The sequence below is a fragment of the Luteimonas sp. A649 genome (assembly GCF_054072735.1).
The window spans coordinates 1270986-1291561 of the sequence record NZ_JBSVRQ010000001.1 but is presented as its reverse complement, the minus strand read 5'-3'; the positions used below and the strand labels follow the sequence as shown (position 1 = coordinate 1291561).

The following is a 20576-nucleotide window of genomic DNA, read 5'->3' as shown; positions in this document are numbered from 1 at the left end:
ATCACGGCACAGGGCGCGCAGCGGCTTCGCGCGGAGCTGGATGAGCTGAAGAGCGTCCAGCGGCCTGCCGTCATCAATGCGATCGCCGAGGCACGCGAGCACGGCGATCTGAAGGAGAACGCGGAGTACCACGCCGCGCGCGAGCAGCAGGGCTTCATCGAGGGCCGCATCAAGCAGCTCGAGGGCGAGCTCTCGCACGCGCAGGTGATCGACGTGTCCACGCTCAAGGTGGGCGACAAGGTGGTGTTCGGCGCCACCGTGCTGCTGGCCGACGAAGAAAGCGGTGCGGAAAAGCGCTACCAGATCGTGGGCGACCTCGAGGCCGACATCAAGAACGGCCAGATCGCGATCTCGTCGCCGGTGGCGCGTGCGCTGATCGGCAAGCACGCTGGCGACGTCGTCACCATCGAGGCGCCCGGCGGCACCAGCGAGTACGAGATCGTCGAGGTCAGCTACGGCTGATCCGGCGATGCCGGCCCCCAGCACCATCACCCTGCTGCTCCCGGCTGCCACGCGGCTCGGGCGGCAGCGCCTGTCCGTCGCGAACGCGACAGCGCTCGGGCGCGGCACGCGGCAGCCCGACGGCGAGCCCGGGCGACGCGCGCAGCTGCTCCGGTACTTCCCGCTGCGCGGCGAAGGCTGGCCGATCGCGGCGCTGTCGCGACAGGCCGAGGTCGGCGATGCCGAAGGCGCGGCCTGGCTGCGCGCCGATCCAGTGTGGCTGCGTCCGGACATCAACGGCGTGCGGCTGCTCGCGCATGGCGAGGCGCTCGCGCTCACGCGCGAGGACTGCGACGAACTGCTGCCCGCGCTGCGGCCGCTGTTTGGCGATGCCGGCTTCGCGCTCGACGCGCCGCACCCGGCGCGCTGGTACCTGCGCCTGCCCGGCGGCACGACGGTGCCTGCGTTCTCCGATCCGGGCGATGCGCTGGGCGAGGACCTCTTCGACCATCTCGACACCAGTCCCGAGGGCCGGCGCTGGCGCAGCCTCGCCAGCGAGGCCCAGGTGACCCTGCACAACCATCCGCTCAACGCGCGTCGCGCCGCGCGCGGGCAGGCGCCCGTGAACGCGCTGTGGTTCTGGGGTGGCGGTCGCCTCCCGGCGGTGGCCGGCGGCGGGGGCGAGACCGGCTACAGCGACGACGACACTGCGCGCGCACTGGCAGCGGTCGGCGGCTTGGGCGAAGCGCTGCCGGACCGGTTCACCGGCGCGCCCGGCGTGTACGACATCGAGGGCACGCGCGATCTCGAGTGGATCGAGCGCGAGTGGCTGCTCCCGGCGCTCGAGGCGCTGCGTGGGGGGCAAATCGCTGAGCTGCGGCTCGACGACGGCGACGGCTGGCGGCTTTCGCTCCGCCGCAGGCACCTGCTGCGGTTCTGGCGTCGCGCCACGTCCTGGCCCGCGCAGTGACGCCACCACGTACCATCCGCCGCCGGCAGGTCCCCGGCGTGCAGCCTGGCGCCGAGTGGCCGGCGGACGTGCCGCCACTGCTGCGCCGGATCTACGCCGCGCGCGGCGCCGCGGACATCGATGCCGCGCGCCCGCGCCTGGCCGGCCTGCTGCCGCCCGACGGCTTGCTCGACCTCGACCGCGCCACGAAGCTGCTGGCCACGGCCATCGCCGAGGGCCAGCGCATCCTCGTGGTCGGCGACTTCGACTGCGATGGGGCCACCGCCTGCGCCGTCGCGGTGCGGGGCCTGCGCATGCTCGGCGCGCGCGAGGTCCTGCACGCGGTACCCAACCGCATGATCCATGGCTACGGGCTGTCCCCGGCGCTGGTCGGCGAACTGGCGCCGACGCGCCCCGACCTCCTGGTCACGGTCGACCACGGCATCGCCTGCCACGCCGGCATCGACGCGGCCAAGGCGCTGGGATGGCGGGTCCTGGTCACCGACCACCACCTGCCCGGCGAACGCCTGCCGGCGGCGGATGCGATCGTGAACCCGAACCGGCACGGCGATGGCTTTCCCAGCAAGGTCCTCGCGGGCGTGGGCGTGATGTTCTACGTGCTGCTCGCGCTGCGGGCGCGGCTGCGCGCCGATGGACGGCTGGAAGGCAAGGGTCCGGACCTCGGGCAGCTGCTGGACCTCGTCGCGGTCGGGACGGTGGCCGACCTGGTGCCGCTGGACGCGAACAACCGTGCGCTGGTCGCCGCAGGCCTGCGCCGGCTGCGGGCGGGGCAGGGCTGCCCCGGGCTCAAGGCACTGATCGAGGTGGCCGGGCGCCGTGCGGAGTCGCTGGTGGCCGCGGATATCGGCTTCGCCGTGGGGCCGCGGTTGAACGCCGCCGGGCGCCTGGAAGACATGGCGCTGGGCATCGAGTGCCTGCTTTGCGACGAACCCGCGCGCGCCTACGAGCTGGCCCGCCAGCTCGACGCCATCAATCGCGAACGCCGCAACGTGCAGCAATCAATGCTCGACGAAGCAGAACGTGCGCTGTCGACGCAGGCCCTGGACGCGCTGGGGCGGACCGGGGCACTGCCTGCCGCGGTCTGCACCTTCGACCCGGGCTGGCACCCGGGTGTGGTGGGCCTGGTGGCCTCCAAGCTGAAGGAACGCCTGCATCGGCCAGTGGTGGCCTTCGCGCCCTCCGAACCGGGCAGCACCAGCCTGCGGGGCTCGGCGCGCTCGATCCCGGGCTTCCACATCCGTGATGCGCTCGCTGCTGTCGACGCCCGCCACCCCGGCCTGATCGAGCGCTTCGGTGGCCATGCGATGGCGGCCGGCCTGAGCCTCGACGCCGAGCGGCTGCAGGCGTTCGAAGCCGCCTTCCACGCCCATGCCGAAGCCACGCTCGATCCCGCTGCCTTGCAGGCCACCGTCGAAAGCGATGGCGCCCTGGCACCGTCCGAGTTCGATCGTGCCCACGCCCAGGCGCTGCGCGATGGTGGTCCCTGGGGGCAGGGGTTTCCAGAGCCCCTGTTCGATGGCGAGTTCGAGGTGCGCGACTGGCGCGTGGTCGCCGAGCGACATCTGCGGCTGACGCTGGGCGTGGATGGACTGCGTGCAACGCTGGCCGGCATCCACTTCGGCGCCTGGAAGGGGGAGCCGCCACCGCCCCGCGCCCGACTCGCCTATCGGCTCACGCCCGACGATTACCGCGGCGGCGATGCCATCCAGCTGGTGGTGGAACACCTCGAAGCCTGCTGACGCCGGTCCAGGGCTATCGCTGAATACGATAGCCCCGGATAATCCCGCGGCTTGGTCGGGCAATCAGGCCCTGCCGCATTTCGGGACCTCTTCAGCATGGAACACAAGCGACTGGCGGCACTGGCCGTTTCCCTCGGCCTTCTGGGCGGAGCACATACGGCACTGGCCACCGAGCCCGCGGCAACGCGCATCACCCCGGGACAGCAGGTCCGCGGGGAGATCACCAGCGCGGACGTGATCAACTGGCGTGACGGCTCCCGCAGCGAACTCTTCTCCTTCGCGCTCGACGCCGGACAGGCCGTCCAGTTCGCAGTCGAAGGCCCGCTGCGCGCGCAGCTCTCGGTGTTCCTCGATGGCCAGCTGGTGCGCGCCTCGTCCGGTGACGGGGAGGCCACGAACCTTTCGATCCGCGCCCCGCGTGCGGGCCGCTACGTGCTGGCGGTCAGCGGCCATGACGGCTCCGCGTACGGACCTTTCACCCTCGGCGCGACCGAACTGCAGGTGTACGCAGGAGGCGAACTGGCGGCCGGCGCGTCGATCAGCGACTGGCTGGACGGCAGCAAGCGCATCCCGCTGCGCATCGAACGCGAAGGCGTGTACGCGCTACGCATGGCCGCCGACGGCTTCGACACGGTGCTGGGCCTGGAAGGCAACGGTGTCTCGCTCAGCAACGACGATGCCGAAGGCAGCAATTCGCAGCTGACCGCGTGGCTGGCGCCGGGCGCGTACACGCTGGTCGCCTCCGGCTTCGGCGGCATGGCGGAAGGGCAGTACGAGCTTTCCGTGGCCGAACGCGAACTGCCGCCCGGCGTCGAGATCGCCGCCGACGGCGAACTGGAGCCGGGCAGCGACATCACCGCGCTCTACCAGGGTCGGCCGGTGTCCTATCGTCTGAGCGTGAACGAGCGGCAACTGCTCGAGCTCGACATGCGCAGCCCCGAGCTTGATTCGCGCCTGCGGCTCGCTGGCGCGGGCGTGGTGCTTGAAGACGACGACTCCGGCGAGCGCCTGGACGCCCGCATCGCCTCGGTGATCGAACCCGGCGAATACACCGTGCAGGCGTCGGCATTCGATGCCGAAGGTGGCGCAGGCGTGTTCACGCTGGCGGCGCGCCTGTCCCCGGTGCCTCACGATGCCGGCGGCGGCGTCCTCCAGGTGGGCCAGCAGCGCGAGGCCAGGCTGCTCCCGGGCGTGACCGACCGCTACACCTTCCGCATCGCGCGCGCAGGCAGCTACGCGATCACGATGGGGTCGAACGACGGCGTGGATGCCCACCTCAGGCTGTACCGCGACAACGAACTGCTTGCCGAGGACGACGATAGCGGTGGTGGTTTGGACGCTCGCATCGAGGACACCCTGCAGCCGGGTGACTACGTGCTCGAGGCGTCATCTGCGGTGGGCGGCGAGGGTGGCCGCTACCAGGTGCAGGTACGGCGCCGCTGAGGCGAGGCCTTGCGCTCCGGATAGCCGGAGCGCAGGAAACCGGCTGGCAGCCGGAAATTGCTAGAATCCGCCTCTTTCCACGCGGATCTACCAGCACATGATGGAGCTCAATCCCGTCCGCCAGCGCATCGCCGACCTGAAGGGTCGGCTGGATGCGCTGAGGGGGTTTCTTTGACTACGACACCAAGCGCGAGCGGCTCGAGGAAGTAGAGCGCGAGCTCGAGAATCCCGACATCTGGAACGATCCCGAGCGGGCGCAGGCCCTGGGCCGCGAGCGCTCGCTGCTCGACAAGACCGTCAACGGCATTCGCGACCTGACCGACGGCCTCGTGGGCGCGGCCGAGTTGCTTGACCTGGCCGATGCCGAGGATGACGAAGAGACGGCCCAGGCGGTCGAAGCCGACCTCGACGGCTTCACCTCCCGGGTGGAGAAGCTCGAGTTCCAGCGCATGTTCTCCGGCAAGATGGATTCGGCCAATGCCTTCCTGGACATCCAGGCCGGCGCCGGTGGCACCGAAGCCCAGGACTGGGCCGAGATCCTGCTGCGCATGTACCTGCGCTGGGCGGAAGACCGCGGCTGGAAGACCGAGATCATGGAGGCCAGCGGGGGCGACGTCGCCGGCATCAAGTCGGCCACGGTGCGCGTCGAGGGCGAGTACGCCTACGGCTGGCTGAAGACCGAGATCGGCGTCCATCGCCTGGTGCGCAAGTCGCCGTTCGACTCCGACAACCGCCGCCATACCAGCTTCACCTCGGTGTTCGTGTCGCCGGAAGTCGATGACGACATCGACATCCAGATCAACCCGGCGGACCTGCGCACCGACGTGTACCGCTCTTCCGGTGCCGGCGGCCAGCACGTCAACAAGACCGAGTCGGCGGTGCGCATCACGCACATCCCGACCAATACCGTGGTCGCCTGCCAGAATGGGCGCAGCCAGCACCAGAACCGCGATACCGCGATGAAGATGCTGGCGGCGAAGCTCTACGAACTTGAAGTGCAGAAGCGCAACGTCGAGAAGGACGCGCTGGAAGCCACCAAGTCCGACATCGGCTGGGGCAGCCAGATCCGCAACTACGTGCTCGACCAGAGCCGGATCAAGGACCTGCGCACCGGCATCGAGCGCTCGGACACGCAGAACGTGCTGGACGGCGACCTGGATGAATTCATCGAAGCCAGCCTGAAGTCCGGGCTCGAGGCGGGTTCGAAGCGGCTTGACGCGATCTGACGTCGGGTCATGACCGGCCGTGGACGTTCCACGGTCCGGTGTTCGCAGCTCCGGCTGCTTCCACAGATGGTTTGTACTTTCGAGGCGAACGTGACGAAGACCGACCCAACCCCCGCACCCGCAGCGCCCGCGGACGAGAACAGCCTGGTCGCGGAGCGCCGCGGCAAGCTGGCCACGCTGCGCGGGCAGGGCATCGCGTTCCCCAATGATTTCCGGCGCAGCGACCATGCCGGCGACCTTCAGGGCGAGTACGCCGATGCGGACGCCTGGGACGCCGCGGCGCTCGAGGCCACGGGTCGCAGCGTGGCCGTCGCCGGGCGCATGCTCGCCAAGCGCGTGATGGGCAAGGCGGCGTTCGTCGAACTGCAGGACGTCAGCGGGCGCATCCAGCTGTTCCTGCAGGCCAATGCGCTGGGCGACATCTACGATGCGTTCAAGTCCTGGGACGTCGGCGACATCATCGCCGCCGAGGGCGGACTCACGCGCACCCGCACCGGCGAGCTGTCGGTCAAGGCCGCGACGCTGCGGCTGCTGACCAAGTCGCTGCGCCCGCTGCCGGACAAGTGGCATGGCCTGGCCGACGTCGAGCAGCGCTATCGCCAGCGCTACGTCGACCTGATCGTGAACCCGGAAGCGCGCGACGTGTTCGTGGTGCGCTCGAAAGTGGTCGCGGCCATGCGCCGCTGGCTCGACGCGCGCCGCTTCCTGGAAGTGGAGACGCCGATGATGCATTACATCGCCGGCGGCGCCACCGCGCGCCCGTTCACCACCCACCACAACGCACTCGACCTCGAGCTCTACCTGCGCGTGGCGCCCGAGCTCTACCTCAAGCGCCTGGTGGTCGGCGGCTTCGAGCGCGTCTACGAGATCAACCGGAACTTCCGCAACGAAGGGGTGAGCACCCGCCACAACCCCGAGTTCACGATGCTCGAGCTGTACGAGGCCTACGCCTCGTATACCGAGATCATGGACCTCACGGAGCGCATGATCCGCGACGTCGCCCTGGAAGCCACCGGTGGCACCCGCTTCGAATGGGACGGCCACGCGATCGACCTTGCGCCGGACTTCCGCCGCTGGAAGATGGAAGATGCCGTGCGCGAGCTCAACCCGGAAATCAGCGCCGCCGACTGCCGCGACCGCGAGGCGCTGGCTGGGCATTGCGCGCGCCTGAAGGTGTCGGTGAAGCCGTCCTGGGGCTGGGGCAAGCTGCTGCTCGAGCTGTTCGAGGCGACGGTGGAAGAGGGGCTGGTGCAACCGACCTTCATCACCCATTACCCGGTGGAAGTGTCGCCGCTGGCGCGGGAGTCGGACACCGATCCCGGCATCACCGACCGCTTCGAGCTCTTCATCGGCGGCAAGGAGATGGCCAACGGCTTCTCCGAACTCAATGATCCCGAGGACCAGGCCGCGCGCTTCCGCGCGCAGGTGGAAGCCAAGGCCGGGGGCGACGACGAAGCCATGCACTACGACGCCGATTACATCCGCGCGCTCGAAGTGGGCATGCCGCCGACCGGTGGCCTGGGGGTCGGCATCGACCGACTGGTGATGCTGCTGACCGGCTCGGCCTCGATCCGCGACGTGCTGCTGTTTCCTTACATGCGCCCGCAGGGCGCTGTCCAGGAGTGACGCACAAGGGCAGGCTTTGCCCGATCCGTCCCGGTTCTGACGTATTCTCCGGATACAAGGGCCGCCAGTCGGTGGCCACGTCGGGCACGGAATATGCGTGCCTCCATATCGGGCGGCACCTGCGTGCCGCGCCGCGACCGACCGGGCTTGGGGACAGGATCAGGTGAACATCGTCATCGTCGACGACCAGACCTCAGCGCGCACGATGCTGCGGCACATCCTCGAGGACATCAGTCCCGAGCTCGAAGTGCTCGACTTCAGCGAGCCGCAGGAAGCGCTGCGCTGGTGCGAGGCCAACCGCCCGGACCTGCTGCTGCTGGACTACCGCATGCCGGTGATGGACGGCCTCGAGTTCGCGCGCCGCTTCCGGCGCCCGCTGCTGCACCGCGACGTGCCGATCGTGCTGGTGACCGTGGTCGGCGACGAGCCCATCCGCCAGGCGGCACTGGACGCCGGCGTGATCGACTTCCTCGTCAAGCCGGTGCGCCCGCGCGAGCTTCGCGCGCGTTGCCGCAACCTGCTGCAACTGCGCCAGCAGGCGGAGTCGGTCAAGCAGCGTGCGCTGTCGCTCGAGCAGCGGCTGCTGTCGAGCATGCACGAGGTGGAAGAGCGCGAACGCGAGACCCTGACCCGCCTGGCGCGTGCCATCGCCTACCGTGACGCCGGCACCAGCGCCAACCTCGCGCGCCTGGCCGCGGTGGCCGGCGTCGTCGCCGAGGGCCTTGGACTGAACGAGGACGAAGTCCGCACGATCGAACTGGCGGCGCCGCTGCACGACATCGGCAAGATCGCCATCCCCGACGCCGTCCTGCTCAAGCCCGGTCCACTGACCGAGGACGAGCTCGAGGTCATGCGCAAGCACCCCGAGATCGGGCACGAACTGCTCAAGGACAGCCAGAACCGTTTCGTCCAGATGGGCGCCAGCATCGCCCTGCGCCACCAGGAGCGCTACGACGGCAGCGGCTATCCCGGGGGGCTGGTGGGCGACGCCATCCCGCTGGAGGCGCGCGTGGTGGCGGTGGCCGACGTCTTCGATGCCCTCCTGTCCGAGCGCCCCTACAAGCGCGCCTGGACCATGGACGAAACCTTCGCCTACATCGCCGGGGAAAGCGGGCGTCTGTTCGATCCGCGCTGCGTCGATGCGCTGGTGGCCGGCCGCACGCGCGTGGAGGAGATCTGCGCGCACTACGCGGCAGGCGTGGCCACCGTCGAGGCCAGCGGGGCCTGACCGCAGTGTTCGCCGCCCTGCACTGGGCCAGGCAACGCCTGGCGAACCGCCCCGACACCGAGCACGGACAGGCGCTGGTGCGCCTGGCGATGCTGGTGCTGGTGGTGCTCTACCTGCAGGTGGTGGTCAGCGGACGCCCGGACGTCGCGCAGGAGCTGCGGCTTTCGCTGCAACTGCTGGCAGTCGAATTCGGCGTCTGCTTCCTGATCCTGGGCTGGCTGCTGGCGCGCCCAGGCGTGTCGTACCCGCGCCGCGTGCTGGGCATGATCGCCGACTACAGCCTGATGGGCATCGGGCTCTACCTGCTGGGCGACCTGCTGGCCTGGATGTACGTGGTGATCCTGTGGGTTACCGTCGGCAACGGCCTGCGCTACGGCCCGCGCTGGCTGTACCTCGCGATCGGCTTTGCCGCGGTGTCCTTCGGCGCGGCGCTGGCCACCACGCCGTACTGGCAGGAGAACCTGCCGCTGGGTTACGGCCTGCTGCTTGGACTGGCCGCGGTGCCGCTGTACCTCAGCTCGCTGCTGCGCAAGCTGGTGCAGGCCACGGAGGCGGCGCAGGCGGCCAACCGGGCCAAGAGCCGGTTCCTGGCCAATATCAGCCATGAGCTGCGCACGCCGCTCAACGGCATCCTCGGCATGTCCGAACTGCTGTCGGCGACGCAGCTTTCCGCCGAGCAGCGCGACAGCGCGGAAGTCATCCGCACCTCGGCCCGCGCCTTGCAGATGGTGGTGGACGAAGTGCTGGACCTCTCCAGCCTGGAGGCCGGCAAGTTCAGGCGCACCGACGCCGACTTCTCGCTTCCCGAGCTGACGCGCGGTATCCAGCTGATGCTGCAGCCCAGTGCCCAGGCGAAGGGGCTGGCGTTCGAAACGCGCCTTGGCGACAACGTGCCCGCGTACCTGCACGGCGACGGCAACCACCTGCGCCACGTGCTGGTGAACCTGATGTCGAACGCGATCAAGTTCACCGACGCCGGTCGCGTCTCGCTGGTGGTCGAGCGGATGCCGCGCGACGACGGCTTCGCCTGGCTTCGCTTCTCGGTGCGCGATACCGGCATCGGCATCGCCGAGTCCGCCCAGCAGCGGATCTTCGAGGCCTTCGAACAGGCCGACAGCGGCCGCGAGCGCCGCTTCGGCGGAACCGGGCTCGGCACGACGATCGCCAAGGCGTTGGTCGAGCAGCTCGGCGGCAGCATCGGGCTGGAGAGCCAGCCCGGCGCCGGCTCGCACTTCTGGGTGGAGCTGCCCTTCGCGCTGGCCGAGCCGGCGGTCGACAACGGCAACGTCATCGCCTTCAGCGATCCCTTCGTCCGCCATCGCGCGCGCGTGCGGCCGATGCGCATCCTGGTCGCCGATGACCAGAGCGCCAACCTCATGGTCATGCGGCGCCTGCTGGAAAAGGCGGGTCACCGCGCGCAGGTGGTCGACGACGGCGAGGACGTGCTGGCCGCGCTCGAGGCCCAATCCTTCGACGCGGTGATCATCGACCTGCACATGCCCGGCGGCAGCGGCGTGGAAGTGCTCAAGCAGGCCCACTTCATGGAAGCCGGCCGCAGGCGCACGCCCTTCATCGTCCTCACCGCCGATGCCACGCCAGAGGCCCGTGCCGAGTGCGAACGCGCAGGCGCATTCGCCTTCATGACCAAGCCGGTGGTCGTCGATCGCCTGCTCGAACGTCTTGCGGCGGTTGCCGAGGGCGAGGCTCCGCAGGCCGGGATGGCCGAACTGCAACCTGCGAGCACGGACAAAGGCGACGGCAGCGTGATCTCGCAGCACATCCTGGAGGAACTCCGGGAGATGGGGCTGGGCGAGGAGTTCGTGCACCGCTTCCTCGGCGAGTGCGCGCGCGATGCGCGCAAGTGCCTGGCCGAACTCGAGGCCGCCGGAACGGGGGGGCAGTGGGACGCTTTCCGCGATGCCTGCCACGCGCTCAAGGGCGCGGCCGGCAACATGGGCGCGGTGCGGCTTTCGGAAAGCGCAACCCAGGGGATGCGCATGCACAGTGATGAACTGGGCCGCGAATGGCCCGGCGTGGTGCGCCTGCTCCGCCAGCAGCTGGAGCAGGCGCTGACCGCACTGCGCGCGCGCGGCGACCTCGTCCGTGAGGCCGCGACCGGTCCCGAAAGCGCCTGAGGAATTCCGGGGTCAGCGGCCGCCGCGGGCGACCGTCGCTCCTGCCGCCTCGGGGCGTTGCAGCTGCGCGCGGACCAGTCGCTCCATCATGCGCAGCTGGCGGTCGCCAAGCTGCAGCGCGGTGTCCACCCAGATCCGGGTGACTTCCATCAGTTCGTCGTGCGATACCGGATTGACCGTGTCACGCACGCGGTGCAGGGCGAGCCGGGCGGCGGCAATGCGCCGGTTCTGCCGGATCACCTCGTTGACCGCGCGGACGCCTTCGCCGCGCTCGACGAGCACGTCGACGATGCCCATCTCATGCAGCTGCTCGCTGCTGTACATCAGGCCGTCGAGCATCATTGCCTCGGCGCGCTTGGGACCGACCCGCGGCGACAGCAGTGAATAGGCGCCCATGCCCGGGAACAGGCCGAACAGCACTTCGGGGAAGCCCATCTGCACGCCGCGTTCGGCGACGATGGTCTGGCAGGCGAGCGCGAGTTCGAAGCCGCCGCCCAGCGCGTCGCCTTCCACGAGCGCGATGGTGTGCGCGGTCGGGTGCAGGCGGGTATGCAGCAGGTGGATGCTGTCCACGCATTCGGTGGCGTAGCGCAGCAGGCCGTCGCGATCCCGCTCACGGATCAGCCGGGCGAACAGATCCAGGTCACCGCCGAGGTTGAAGACGTGCGCGTCGGAGCCGATCACGATGTGCGACAGGGGCGGGGCAGGGCCGGTCGCGTCGGCAACCGTGGCTTCGCAGCCCTCGATCGCCTCGCGGGCGAACAGGCGCAGCTCACGGAGCAGCCGGGGCGAGAAACAGGGGCGGTAGGAGGCGTCGCGGAAGGCCTCACTGGCATGCATATGGCACCAGTGCGAGGCGTTTGACGGATCGTGGGAGATGCGGATCGTGGCCAGGTCGGTGGCGGTGGTGCCGTGCAGCAATTCAACGTTCATGTGGAGGTCCCCTGACGAGCAGGACGCCTCCGGCCGGGCCCGCCGGCGGAGTCCTTGGAAAAATGATGAATGCCCGATACCGGGCATCTATGCGCCGTTTACCGCGCCGGGGCAAGCAGGAGGCGCCAAGGAAGGGGAGTCGGACTCCCCCTCGCGGGCAAAAGTGTGAACCCGGTCACATGTCAGGCGGACGGCTCATCCCGAAGTTCCCGGCGCAGGATCTTGCCCACATTCGTCTTGGGCAGCTCGTCACGGAACTCGATATAGCGGGGCTGCTTGTAGCCGGTGAGCTCGGTGCGGGCGTGGGCCTTGACCTGGTCGGCGGTCAGCGACGGATCCTTCTTCACGATCACCAGCTTTACCGCCTCGCCGGATTTTTCGTCGGGCACGCCCACCGCGGCAACCTCGAGCACGCCCGGCATCATCGCGATCACGTCCTCGATCTCGTTCGGATACACGTTGAAGCCCGAGACCAGGATCATGTCCTTCTTGCGGTCGACGATGTAGAAGAAGCCGCCTTCATCCATGCGCGCCATGTCGCCGGTGTGCAGCCAGCCATCGGCATCGATCGCAGCCGCGGTGTCCTCGGGTCGGTTCCAGTACCCGCGCATCACCTGCGGACCCTTGATGCACAGTTCGCCGACCTCGCCGACGGGAAGCATGCGGCCGTCTTCGTCCTTCACGCAGGCGTCGGTGGAGGGCACCGGCAGCCCGATGGCGCCGTTGTAGTCGGCCAGGTCCATCGGGTTGATGCAGGCCGCGGGCGAGGTCTCGGTCAGGCCGTAGGCCTCGACCAAGGTGACACCGGTGACCTTCTTCCAGCGCTCGGCCACCGAGCGCTGCACGGCCATGCCGCCGCCCAGCGTCAGCTTCAGGCGCGAGAAATCCACTTCGTCGAAGCCTGGCGTGTTCAGCAGGCCGTTGAACAGCGTGTTGACGCCGGTGATCGCGGTGAAGGGCTCGCGCTTGAGCTCCTTCACGAAGCCCTTCATGTCGCGCGGGTTGGTGATCAGGATGTTCTTGGCGCCGAACTTGGTGAACACCAGGCCGTTCGCCGTCAGCGCGAAGATGTGGTACAGCGGCAGCGCGGTGACGATGACCTCCTGGCCCGGGGTCGCCTGCTTGCTGACCCAGGCCGAGGCCTGCTGCATGTTGGCCACCAGGTTGCGGTGGGTGAGCATCGCGCCCTTGGCGACGCCGGTCGTGCCGCCGGTGTACTGCAGGAAGGCAATGTCCTCGCGGTCGATGTCGACGGGCGGCACCGGGTGCGCCGCGCCGGCCTTGAGGGCGTCGCGGAAGCGGGTCGCGCCCGGGATGGAATAGTCCGGCACCATCTTCTTCACGTTGCGGACGACGAAGTTGACGATGGCGCCCTTGGGGAAGCCGAGCATGTCGCCCAGGCCGGTGGTGATGACCTTTTCGATCTTGCTGTCGGCCAGGACCTTCTGCACCACGTCGCCGAAGTTGTCCATCACCAGGATGACGCGCGCGCCGGAGTCGACCAACTGGTGGCGCAGCTCGCGGGCGGTGTACATCGGATTGGTGTTGACCACCGCAAGCCCGGCGCGCAGCGCGCCGAAGGTGGCGATCGGGTACTGCAGGCAGTTGGGCATCATGATCGCGATGCGATCGCCTTTCTTCAGCTGCAGGACGCCGAGGAGGTAGGACGCGAAGCGGTTGCTGAGCTCGTCGAGTTCGCCATAGGTGATCGAAACACCCATGTTGGAGAACGCAGGCTGGTCGCGGTACTTGTCGATGGCTTCCTGCAGGAGGGCGGGGATCGACGGATACTCGTCCGCGTCGATTTCAGCCGGAATTCCGTCGGGATAGTTCGCCAGCCATGGCCGTTCGGTACTGCTCATTCATTCCCCCTCGGGCTGTGTGCCGCCACGATCCATGCCGTGGCGTATCGTCTGGATTGGATCACAGGCCTCCGCCATGCGGCAAGGCGCAGTGCAGCTATGCTGGCGCAGGGACGGATACGCAGCGGGGAAGCGGCATGCGGGGAGTTGGGCAAGTAAACCCAGCGCGGTGGTTCCGACTGGCGGGCGTATTGGTGTTGCTGTGCGCGATCGCGGCGGGCTGCGCACGCACGCCGCCCGAGCAGGCCCTGCGCAACGCTTTCGACGGCCTGCAGGTGGCGATCGAATCGCGCGACGCAGGCGATGTCGCCGACTTCCTGGCCGAGGATTTCATCGGTCCCGGTGGCCTCGACCGCGAGGGTGCGCGGCGCCTGGCCGCAATCCACTTCATGCGCCATGGCGATGTTGGCGTATTGCCCGGTCCGCTCGACCTCGAACTGCAGGACGCCCATGCCCGCGTGCGCTTCAGCGCCGTGCTGTCGGGCGGGAGCGGGCGCTTGCTCCCCGAAAACGCCCGTGCCTGGCAGGTCGATACCGGTTGGCGCCTGGTGGACGGGGACTGGCTGATGACCAGCGCCGACTGGACGCCGGCGCTGCGTTGAGCTGAACGGGCGGCGGGCCCCGTGACCCGCCGCATCGCGGATCAGGCCCCGTGCCCGCTGGCGAGCTGACGCAGAACGTAGTGCAGCAGACCGCCGTTGCGGAAGTACTCCACTTCCTTGGGCGTCAGCAGCATGACCTCGGCCTCGAAGGCCTTGCTGCGGCCGTCGGTCGCGGTCGCGGTCACCGTCGCGCGCCGCGCAGCACCGTTCTCGAGGCCGGTGATCGCGAAGGTCTCGGTGCCGTCCAGGCCCAGCGAATCCGAGCTTTCGCCTTCGATGAACTGCAGCGGCAGCACGCCCATGCCCACCAGGTTGGAACGGTGGATGCGTTCGAAGCTCTCCGCGATCACCGCCTTCACGCCCAGCAGGTTGGTGCCCTTGGCCGCCCAGTCGCGCGAGGAGCCGGTGCCGTACTCCTTGCCGACGATAACGACCAGCGGCGTGCCGTCGGCCTTGTACTTCATCGCGGCGTCGTAGATCGACATCTTTTCCGGAGGATTGCTGCCGAAATACAGCGTATTGCCGCCTTCCTCGCCCCCGAAGAATTTGTTCTTGATGCGGATGTTGGCGAAGGTGCCGCGCACCATCACGTCGTCGTTGCCGCGGCGCGAACCGTAGCTGTTGAAATCCGCCGGCTGCACGCCGCGCGACTGCAGGAACAGTCCCGCGGGCGAGTCCTGCTTGATCGAGCCGGCCGGCGAGATGTGGTCGGTGGTGATCGAGTCGCCGAACAGCCCCAGCACGCGCGCGCCGTGGATGTCTTCGATGTTGCCGACCTCCATGGTCATGCCGTCGAAGTAGGGCGGGTTCTTGATGTAGGTCGAGTCTTCGTCCCAGGGATAGAGCTCGCTTTCAGGCGACGCCATCGAGTTCCAGCGCGCGTCGCCCTTGAACACGTCGGCGTAGTTCCTGGCGAACATTTCCGGACCCACGGCGGCGGCGATGGTGTCGCCGATCTCCCTGTTGCTCGGCCAGATGTCGCGCAGGTAGACATCGTTGCCGTCGAGGTCCTGGCCCAGCGGGTCGTTGGTCAGGTCGATATCGACCGTGCCGGCGATCGCATACGCCACCACCAGCGGCGGCGACGCGAGGTAGTTCATCTTCACCTCGGCGTGGATGCGGCCCTCGAAGTTGCGGTTGCCGGACAGCACCGCGGCGACCGCGAGATCGTTGTCGGCGATGCCCTTCGACACCGCTTCGGGCAGCGGTCCGGAGTTGCCGATGCAGGTGGTGCAGCCATAGCCGACGACGAAGAAGCCGAGCTTCTCCAGTTCGTCCATCAGCCCGGCCTTCTTCAGGTAGTCGGTCACGACCAGCGAGCCCGGGCCCAGCGAGGTCTTGACCCACGGCGCCGGCTTCAGCCCCTTGGCCACCGCGTTGCGCGCGAGCAGGCCGGCGCCCAGCATCACCGCCGGGTTGGAGGTGTTGGTGCAGGACGTGATCGCAGCGATGACGACCGAGCCGTCGGCGAGATGGTGTTCGCCATCGTCGATGGTGATCTTCGATACCGGCTTCGCAGCCAGGCGTTCGGCCTGTGGCTGGTCGCCGCCGTCCTTGTCGAAGCGGTTGATCTGGCGATCGGTGGTGCCGTTGCGGCGCGCGACCAGCGGGCCGAGGTTGTCGTGGAAGTTCTGCTTCACGTCCTCGAGCAGCACGCGGTCCTGCGGGCGTCGCGGGCCGGCCAGCGAGGGCTTGACCGTGCCCATGTCGAGCTCGACGACCGACGAATACGTCGCTTCCGCCTGGCCGGCTTCATGCCACAGGCCCTGCGCGCGCGCATAGGCTTCCACCAGCGCGATCTGCTCTTCGCTGCGCCCGGACAGGCGCATGTAGCGCGTAGCCTCGGAATCGATCGGGAAGATGCCGCAGGTGGCGCCGTATTCCGGCGACATGTTGCCAATCGTCGCGCGGTCGGCCAGCGGCAGATGCTGCAGGCCCTCGCCGAAGAACTCGACGAACTTGCCCACCACGCCGTGCTTGCGCAGCATCTCGGTGACCGTGAGCACCAGGTCGGTGGCGGTTGCGCCCTCGGGCATCTTGCCGGTCAGCTTGAAGCCGACCACCTGCGGGATCAGCATCGACGAGGGCTGGCCGAGCATCGCCGCTTCGGCCTCGATGCCGCCCACGCCCCAGCCGAGCACGCCGATGCCGTTGATCATGGTGGTGTGGCTGTCAGTGCCGAAGACGGTGTCCGGGAAGGCCCAGGTCTCGCCTTCAACTTCTCGCTCCATCACCACGCGGGCGAGGTGCTCAAGGTTGACCTGGTGGACGATGCCGGTGTTGGGCGGCACCACCTTGAAGTCCTTGAACGCGTTCTGGCCCCAGCGCAGGAAGCCGTAGCGCTCCTTGTTGCGCTGGAACTCGATCTTGCCGTTGAGGTCCAGCGCGTCGGCACGGCCGAAGACGTCGACCTGCACCGAGTGGTCGATCACCAGCTCCGACGGAATCAGCGGGTTGATCTGCTCCGGGCTGCCGCCCAGGCGCGCGACGGCGTCGCGCATCGCGGCCAGGTCGACCACGCAGGGCACGCCGGTGAAGTCCTGCAGCACCACGCGCGCGGGCATGAAGGCGATCTCGGTGTCGGGCTCCGCGGCTGCGTCCCAGCGCGCCACGGCTTCGATGTGCTCCTTGCCGACCGTGACCCCGCCGTCTTCGTGCCGGAGCAGGTTCTCCAGCAGGATCTTCATGGCGTAGGGCAGGCGCGCGAGGTCGAACCGCTCCCCCAGCTTCGCCAGGCTGGCATAGGTATAGGACCGTCCGTTGACGTCGAGGCGGGCGCGGGTAGAGAAGGAATCGGCCATGGCTGGGCTCCTTGTGCGAATGGCGTGGCGGTCAGGCAGGCCGCCAGTGTACGAATGAATGAGTTACCGCTGTGTTCCGGTATGCGGCCTTGGGTATGCATCGGCAAGTATGTATAATTCCAGCATACCGTTCCACCCAGACCCGACCGCGCAGGAGGTCCCATGGAAGCCACCGTTGCCGAACGCGGCCAGATCACCCTGCCCAAGGCGGTGCGCGATGCCCTCGGGCTGACCAAGGGCACGCTGCTGAAGGTCGAACTGGAGGGCGGCCGCATCATCCTGCGCAAGAACGTGGACGATGCGATCTCCCGCGCCCGCGGCCGCTTCAAGCTGCCCGAAGGCGTGAGCACCGACGACGTCATGCGCGAGCTGCGCGGGCGAGCGCCGAGCGACCCGGTCGACCCCTGACCCGCCGATGATCGCGATCGACACCTCCGTCCTGATCGACCTCCTGGGCGACGACAGCGGCATGGCCGACGCCGCCGAGCAGTGCGTGCGCGACGCGCTCGCGCAGGGTCCGGTGGTGCTGTGCGACGTGGTGGTCAGCGAGATCACCGCCGGCCTCGGCCACGGCACCGACATCATGGACGTGGTGGAGGAGATGGGCATGCGCTACGTGCCCGTCGAACGCCGCTCGGCCATCCGCGCGGGGGAGATGCAGCGCCGCTTCAACCAGCGCCGCCGTGCCGCCGGGCAGGGCGCACAGGGCGGGCAGGCATCACCGCGCACCGTGCCGGACTTCGTCGTCGGCGCCCATGCCTTGCTGCAGTGCACGGCACTGATCACGCGCGACGCCGGTTTTTTCCGCGACTACTTCAAGGGCCTGAAGATCATCGTTCCCAAGGTCCCCTGATCGACCCCACGCTTCATATCCACCGCGACATTCCTGGAGTACCCCCACCATGTTGGAAGCCTATCGCCACCACGTGGCCGAACGCGCTGCGCTCGGCATCCCCGCGCTGCCGCTCACGCCGCAGCAGACCGCCGACGTCATCGAGCTGCTGAAGGACCCGCCGGCGGGCGAGGACGCGTTCCTGCTCGACCTCATCACCCACCGCGTGCCCGCCGGCGTGGACGATGCGGCCAAGGTCAAGGCCAGCTGGCTGGCCGCCATCGCCTTCGGCACCGAGATGAACGCGCTGATCACGCGCGAGCGCGCCACGCAGCTGCTGGGCACCATGTTGGGCGGATACAACGTCGCGCCGCTGGTGGAGCTGCTGGATGACGCCACGCTGGGCGCCGCGGCTGCCGACGGCCTCAAGCACACGCTGCTGGTGTTCGATGCCTTCCACGACGTGGAAGAGAAGGCGAAGGCCGGCAACGCGAATGCGAAGGCCGTGATGCAGAGCTGGGCCGATGCCGAGTGGTTCACCAGCAAGCCGGAGGTCCCGGAGTCGCTGACCATCACCGTGTTCAAGGTGCCCGGCGAGACCAATACCGACGACCTGTCGCCGGCCCCCGACGCCACCACGCGTCCCGACATCCCGATGCATGCGCTGGCGATGCTGAAGAACAAGCGTCCCGACGCGCCTTTCGTTCCTGAAGAGGACGGCAAGCGCGGCCCGATCCAGGCCATCCTCGACCTGAAGGACAAGGGCCACCTGGTCGCCTACGTCGGCGACGTGGTCGGCACCGGCTCCAGCCGCAAGTCGGCCACCAACAGCGTGCTGTGGTGGACGGGCGAGGACATCCCCTTCATTCCGAACAAGCGCTTCGGCGGTGTCTGCCTCGGCTCGAAGATCGCCCCGATCTTCTACAACACGATGGAAGACGCCGGCGCGCTGCCGATCGAACTCGACGTGTCGAAGATGGAGCACGGCGATGTCGTCGAGCTGCGTCCGTATGACGGCACGGCGCTGAAGAACGGCGACGTGATCGCCGAGTTCCAGGTGAAGTCCGACGTGCTGTTCGACGAAGTGCGCGCCGGTGGCCGCATCCCGCTGATCATCGGCCGTGGCTTGACCGCGAAGGCGCGCGAGGCGCTGGGCCTGCCGGCCGTCACGCTGTTCCGCCAGCCGGCGACGCCCGCCGACACCGGTCGCGGCTTCACGCTTGCGCAGAAGATGGTTGGCCGCGCCTGCGGCCTGGCCGAGGGGCAGGGCGTGCGCCCGGGCACCTACTGCGAGCCGAAGATGACCACCGTGGGCTCGCAGGACACCACCGGTCCGATGACCCGCGACGAGCTGAAGGACCTGGCCTGCCTGGGCTTCTCCTCGGACCTGGTGATGCAGTCGTTCTGCCACACCGCGGCCTACCCGAAGCCGGTGGACGTGAAGACGCACCACACCCTGCCGGAGTTCATCTCCACCCGCGGCGGCGTGTCGCTGCGCCCGGGCGACGGCATCATCCACAGCTGGCTCAACCGCATGCTGCTGCCCGACACCGTCGGCACCGGCGGCGACTCGCACACGCGCTTCCCGATCGGCATCTCGTTCCCCGCAGGCTCCGGCCTGGTGGCGTTCGCCGCCGCCACCGGCGTCATGCCGCTGGACATGCCGGAATCTGTGCTGGTGCGCTTCAAGGGCCAGATGCGGCCCGGCGTCACGCTGCGCGACCTCGTGCACGCGATCCCGCTGTACGCGATCAAGGCCGGCCTGTTGACGGTCGCCAAGCAGGGCAAGAAGAACATCTTCTCCGGCCGCATCCTCGAGATCGAGGGCCTGCCGGAGCTGAAGATCGAACAGGCCTTCGAGTTGGCAGACGCGTCCGCAGAGCGCTCCGCCGCCGGCTGCACCGTGCGCCTGGACCAGGCTCCGATCATCGAATACCTCACCAGCAACATCACGCTGCTGAAGTGGATGATTGCCGAAGGCTACGCCGACGCCCGCACCCTGCAGCGCCGCATCGCCAAGATGGAACAGTGGCTCGCGGACCCGCAGCTGCTCGAGCCCGACGCCGACGCCGAGTACGCCGCGGTGATCGAGATCGACCTGGCCGAGATCGTCGAGCCGATCGTGTGCTGCCCGAACGACCCGGACGATGCCAAGACCCTGTCCGACGTCGCCGGCAATACCATCGATGAAGTGTTCATCGGCTCGTGCATGACCAACATCGGCCATTTCCGCGCGGCGGCGAAGCTGCTGGAAGGCAAGCGCGACATCCCCACGCGCCTGTGGGTCGCGCCGCCGACCAAGATGGACGCCGCCGAGCTGACCAAGGAAGGCCACTACGGCACCTTTGGCGCGGCCGGCGCGCGCATGGAGATGCCAGGCTGCTCGCTGTGCATGGGTAACCAGGCGCAGGTGCGCGAGGGCGCCACGGTCATGTCGACATCGACCCGCAACTTCCCCAACCGCCTGGGGCGCAACTCCAATGTCTACCTTGGTTCGGCGGAGCTGGCGGCGATCTGCTCGCGCCTGGGCCGCATCCCGACCCGCGAGGAATACATGGCAGGCGTCGGCGTCATCAGCGACAAGGGCGCCGAGATCTACCGGTACATGAACTTCGACCAGATCGAGGAGTATCGGGAGGTCGCGGAGGCTGTTTCTGCCGGCTGATCCAGACGGCCGTTGCAGCACAGGAAGCGCCCGGCATCGCCGGGTGCTTCCTTTTCAAGCCCCTGTTCTTGTG

General features: G+C 68.5%; 15 protein-coding genes. 12 read left to right on the top strand and 3 right to left on the bottom strand.

From position 1 onward, the window contains the following. The 8 genes from greA to ACW5E8_RS06000 all read left to right on the top strand — a co-directional run bounded on the left by greA (position 1) and on the right by ACW5E8_RS06000 (position 10808). Complete coding sequence (greA, locus tag ACW5E8_RS06035; protein ID WP_456965254.1) at positions 1 to 462, top strand: transcription elongation factor GreA; 462 nt, start codon at positions 1 to 3, stop codon at positions 460 to 462. Positions 463 to 469: 7 nt separating this feature from the next. Further along, on the top strand, positions 470 to 1411 hold the full coding sequence (locus ACW5E8_RS06030) for a phosphoglycerate mutase (RefSeq protein WP_456964564.1): 942 nt from the start codon (positions 470 to 472) through the stop codon (positions 1409 to 1411). Beyond that, on the top strand, positions 1408 to 3150 hold the full coding sequence (gene recJ / locus ACW5E8_RS06025; RefSeq protein ID WP_456964563.1) for a single-stranded-DNA-specific exonuclease RecJ: 1743 nt from the start codon (positions 1408 to 1410) through the stop codon (positions 3148 to 3150). The genes ACW5E8_RS06030 and recJ overlap by 4 nt, the downstream gene beginning before the upstream one ends. A gap of 96 nt (positions 3151 to 3246) precedes the next feature. After that, positions 3247 to 4593, top strand: coding sequence for a hypothetical protein (locus tag ACW5E8_RS06020; protein WP_456964562.1), 1347 nt, complete (start codon positions 3247 to 3249; stop codon positions 4591 to 4593). Between the two features lie 97 nt (positions 4594 to 4690). Next, positions 4691 to 5819 (top strand): peptide chain release factor 2 gene (prfB, locus tag ACW5E8_RS06015; RefSeq protein ID WP_456964561.1). Its coding sequence is split into 2 segments (ribosomal slippage): positions 4691 to 4765 and positions 4767 to 5819, totalling 1128 coding nucleotides; the frame shifts between segments, so codons are not numbered across the junction. A 90-nt stretch (positions 5820 to 5909) separates the two neighbouring features. Then, on the top strand, positions 5910 to 7445 hold the full coding sequence (gene lysS / locus ACW5E8_RS06010) for a lysine--tRNA ligase (RefSeq protein ID WP_456964560.1): 1536 nt from the start codon (positions 5910 to 5912) through the stop codon (positions 7443 to 7445). 163 nt (positions 7446 to 7608) lie between these two features. Further along, the gene (locus ACW5E8_RS06005; RefSeq protein WP_456964559.1) at positions 7609 to 8673 is read left to right on the top strand and encodes an HD domain-containing phosphohydrolase; all 1065 of its coding nucleotides are present in this window, start codon (positions 7609 to 7611) and stop codon (positions 8671 to 8673) included. Between the two features lie 5 nt (positions 8674 to 8678). Then, positions 8679 to 10808 carry an ATP-binding protein gene (locus tag ACW5E8_RS06000; protein WP_456964558.1) on the top strand — a complete coding sequence of 710 codons (2130 nt, stop codon included), beginning with the start codon at positions 8679 to 8681 and terminating at the stop codon, positions 10806 to 10808. A gap of 12 nt (positions 10809 to 10820) precedes the next feature. On the opposite strand, the gene ACW5E8_RS05995 is transcribed toward ACW5E8_RS06000, so the two are convergent. Together ACW5E8_RS05995 and ACW5E8_RS05990 are read right to left on the bottom strand one after the other, a co-directional pair. Then, on the bottom strand, positions 10821 to 11741 hold the full coding sequence (locus ACW5E8_RS05995; RefSeq protein WP_456964557.1) for a crotonase/enoyl-CoA hydratase family protein: 921 nt from the start codon (positions 11739 to 11741) through the stop codon (positions 10821 to 10823). Between the two features lie 182 nt (positions 11742 to 11923). After that, positions 11924 to 13603 carry a long-chain fatty acid--CoA ligase gene (locus ACW5E8_RS05990; RefSeq protein WP_456964556.1) on the bottom strand — a complete coding sequence of 560 codons (1680 nt, stop codon included), beginning with the start codon at positions 13601 to 13603 and terminating at the stop codon, positions 11924 to 11926. Between the two features lie 191 nt (positions 13604 to 13794). On the opposite strand from ACW5E8_RS05990, the gene ACW5E8_RS05985 reads away from it, so the two are divergent. Next, positions 13795 to 14205, top strand: coding sequence for a nuclear transport factor 2 family protein (locus tag ACW5E8_RS05985; protein WP_456964555.1), 411 nt, complete (start codon positions 13795 to 13797; stop codon positions 14203 to 14205). A 41-nt stretch (positions 14206 to 14246) separates the two neighbouring features. Here ACW5E8_RS05985 and acnA read toward each other — a convergent pair whose 3' ends face one another. Then, positions 14247 to 17006, bottom strand: a complete 2760-nt coding sequence (gene acnA, locus ACW5E8_RS05980) for an aconitate hydratase AcnA (RefSeq protein WP_456964554.1) — start codon at positions 17004 to 17006, stop codon at positions 14247 to 14249. Between the two features lie 162 nt (positions 17007 to 17168). On the opposite strand from acnA, the gene ACW5E8_RS05975 reads away from it, so the two are divergent. The 3 genes from ACW5E8_RS05975 to acnB are packed head-to-tail and all read left to right on the top strand — an operon-like array spanning position 17169 to position 20503. Then, positions 17169 to 17414, top strand: a complete 246-nt coding sequence (locus ACW5E8_RS05975; protein ID WP_456964553.1) for an AbrB/MazE/SpoVT family DNA-binding domain-containing protein — start codon at positions 17169 to 17171, stop codon at positions 17412 to 17414. A gap of 7 nt (positions 17415 to 17421) precedes the next feature. Further along, positions 17422 to 17859 carry a type II toxin-antitoxin system VapC family toxin gene (locus ACW5E8_RS05970; RefSeq protein WP_456964552.1) on the top strand — a complete coding sequence of 146 codons (438 nt, stop codon included), beginning with the start codon at positions 17422 to 17424 and terminating at the stop codon, positions 17857 to 17859. Positions 17860 to 17908: 49 nt separating this feature from the next. Beyond that, positions 17909 to 20503: a bifunctional aconitate hydratase 2/2-methylisocitrate dehydratase gene (gene acnB / locus ACW5E8_RS05965; RefSeq protein WP_456964551.1), complete on the top strand. Its 2595-nt coding sequence runs from the start codon at positions 17909 to 17911 to the stop codon at positions 20501 to 20503. Positions 20504 to 20576 lie beyond the last annotated feature (73 nt).